We start from the raw sequence: 2,765 nt of genomic DNA on the forward strand, positions 1-2,765 counted from the left end.
CGCAACTAGAAGGAAGTAAAGAATTTGCCAAAGAATTTTTAGTAAAACACAACATTCCAACAGCTCGTTACGAAAGTTTTACAAAAGATACCGTTGAACAGGGTTGCACATTTTTAGAAACACTTGAGGCACCATACGTTTTAAAAGCCGACGGACTAGCTGCCGGTAAAGGGGTGTTAATTTTGTCGGACTTGAGCGAAGCTAAAACTGAATTACGAAATATGTTGGTGGGGGCTAAATTTGGACAAGCAAGTTCAAAAGTAGTAATTGAAGAATTTTTAGACGGGATTGAATTAAGTTGTTTCGTTTTAACCGACGGAAAATCCTATAAAGTATTACCAACAGCAAAAGACTACAAACGCATAGGAGAAGGCGATACAGGACTAAATACAGGCGGAATGGGAGCTGTGTCTCCAGTTCCATTTGCCGATGCTGTTTTGTTAGAAAAAATTGAAGAGAGAATAGTTAAACCAACCATTGCTGGTCTTCAAAAAGACGGTATTGAGTATAAAGGATTTGTTTTTATTGGATTAATCAATGTAAAAGGCGAACCTATGGTCATTGAATACAATGTGCGAATGGGCGATCCTGAAACAGAAGTGGTAATGCCAAGATTAAAATCTGATTTAGTCGAAATTTTTGAAGCAATTGGCAATCAAGAATTGGATAAAATTACATTAGAAATCGACGAAAGAGCAGCCACAACGATTATGGTAGTTTCTGGGGGTTATCCGGAAGACTATGAAAAAGGGAAAGAAATTTTTGGGTTAGAAAGCATCACTGATTCAATACCTTTTCACGCAGGAACAAAATTAGAAAACGGAAAAGTTGTTACTAATGGCGGTCGCGTTATTGCTGTAACTTCGTATGGGAATGATTTTCAAGAAGCCATAAAAAAATCTTACCAAAGTATAGCAAAACTACAATTTGATAAGATGTATTATAGAAAAGACATAGGAAACGATTTATAAAATTTCCTTGTTCTTAAAATTTATTTTAAAAAAGAATGCGCAGTGGTGTCTTGCACGTCTTCGTTGTTTGCTTTAAAAATATTTAATTGCTTAATCCAATAGCGCATAGCAACACAACAAACGATTATAAATAACCAGTTAATAATGTTTGCAGTCCACCAGTTAGATAATTCTAATTCACGGAGTAAATCCATTGGAACAAACAAAAAGTCAACAAAAAGACTTGCAATTCCTTCAAAAAATGATTTCATTTTGATAAAGTATTATATTTACACCACAAAAATATAAAATATTCGCATGATAGCAAGTGTTTTTGGTAAAACTAGACCATTTAATTATTTAGCCATTGGAATTTTGTTGTTTGTGTTCTTCATTCTAAAGACACTTATAACTGCTGAAACCGGTGCTTCATGGCTATATTTTGCTCAAGAAATTGGACTTTTTGTAATTGTGTTTGCGTCAAGTTTTCTAATCAACTTTATTGCACTTAAAAATGAATTAACAAAAACCAATAATTATGCTTTATTATTATTTTTTGTCTTTTTACTTTTTTTCTCGTCCTATTTTGAAAATAAAAACATAATTATTGCCAATTTCTTTTTGTTATTAGCTTTAAGACGACTAATTTCTTTGAAATCACTAGTATCAACAAAAGAGAAAATTTTTGATGCTTCTTTTTGGATTTTGTTAGCCGGTTTATTTCATTTTTGGAGTTTATTGTATATTGTTCTGGTTTTTATTGCCATCATTCTTCACGTTTCCAGAGATTATAGAAACTGGGTTATTCCTTTCATTTCGTTGTTAGCAGTTACTATTTTGTTTTTCCTTGTCAATAGTTTTTTGGATAATTCATTAATGAGCTCCTTATTAAGTAAAACGTATGTGAGTTTTAATTTTTATTATTTTGATACTATATATCAACGTATGGCATTGGCTTTATTTGCAGCAATAAGTTTATTTTTCTTTGTTTCTCAAATTTTTGATATTCCAAATAAGGCATTAAACATGAAATCTTCACACAAAACCATATTGTTTTCTTTTATTTTAGGTGTCGGAATTTATGTGCTTTCTGCAAATAAAAACAATGGAAGTTTGGCATTTTGTTTTGCTCCTCTAGCTATTATTGGCGCAAATTTTATAGAGAAAATAGACAATAAATGGATAAAAGAAATTATCGTGTATGGAATGATAATTTCTGCAGTTTTTTTCTATGTGATGCAATTATAATTTACTACCATAAGCTAAATCACCAGCATCTCCCAGCCCCGGAACGATATAGTTTTTATCGTTTAATTTTTCATCCAAAGCAGCAACCCATAAATGACAGGTTGAAGGAAGATTTTTTTCTAAATAATCAATTCCTTCAGGAGCCGCAATTACAACTGCAACATGTATTTCTTTGGGTTGGTGTTCCAAATGCAATTTTTGCAAAACCGCTACAATTGATTGTCCGGTAGCCAACATTGGGTCAATTAAAATAAGATTTTTTCCTTCAAAAGAAGGCGCAGCCTGATATTCGACCAAAATATCAAATTGATCATCATTGTTATAATGATTACGGTAAGCCGAAACAAATCCGTTTTCTGCGGCATCAAAAAAGTTCATAAAACCTTGATGCAATGCTAAGCCGGCCCGTAAAATCGAACATAAAACTACAGGTTCAGCAATTGTTGTGGTGTGTTTAATTCCTAAAGGCGTTTGCACATCAATATTCTTATAATCAAGTGTTTTGCTCAATTCATACGCCATTATTTCTCCTATCCGTTCAATGTTTTTTCGAAAACGCATGCTGTC

4 protein-coding genes are annotated in these 2,765 nt (G+C 32.6%); 2 read left to right on the forward strand and 2 right to left on the reverse strand.

All coding sequences use genetic code 11. The features are described from left to right. Window positions 1–971 (forward strand): phosphoribosylamine--glycine ligase (gene purD, locus ACIQZC_RS10550; RefSeq protein WP_396139182.1); only part of this gene is annotated, 971 nt, incomplete at its 5' end. A gap of 20 nt (window positions 972–991) precedes the next feature. Here the strand turns inward: purD and ACIQZC_RS10555 are convergent. Beyond that, the gene (locus ACIQZC_RS10555) at window positions 992–1,222 is read right to left on the reverse strand and encodes a uracil phosphoribosyltransferase (protein ID WP_396139183.1); all 231 of its coding nucleotides are present in this window, start codon (window positions 1,220–1,222) and stop codon (window positions 992–994) included. A 46-nt stretch (window positions 1,223–1,268) separates the two neighbouring features. Here ACIQZC_RS10555 and ACIQZC_RS10560 point away from each other — a divergent pair, with 46 nt between their 5' ends. After that, window positions 1,269–2,198: a DUF6427 family protein gene (locus tag ACIQZC_RS10560; RefSeq protein ID WP_396139184.1), complete on the forward strand. Its 930-nt coding sequence runs from the start codon at window positions 1,269–1,271 to the stop codon at window positions 2,196–2,198. Here the strand turns inward: ACIQZC_RS10560 and upp are convergent. Beyond that, on the reverse strand, window positions 2,193–2,765 hold a 573-nt coding region (upp, locus tag ACIQZC_RS10565), incomplete at its 5' end, for a uracil phosphoribosyltransferase (protein WP_396139185.1). The two genes, ACIQZC_RS10560 and upp, sit on opposite strands and share 6 nt — an antisense overlap.

The sequence above is a fragment of the Flavobacterium sp. genome, from assembly GCF_044338735.1.
Lineage (GTDB): Bacteria > Bacteroidota > Bacteroidia > Flavobacteriales > Flavobacteriaceae > Flavobacterium.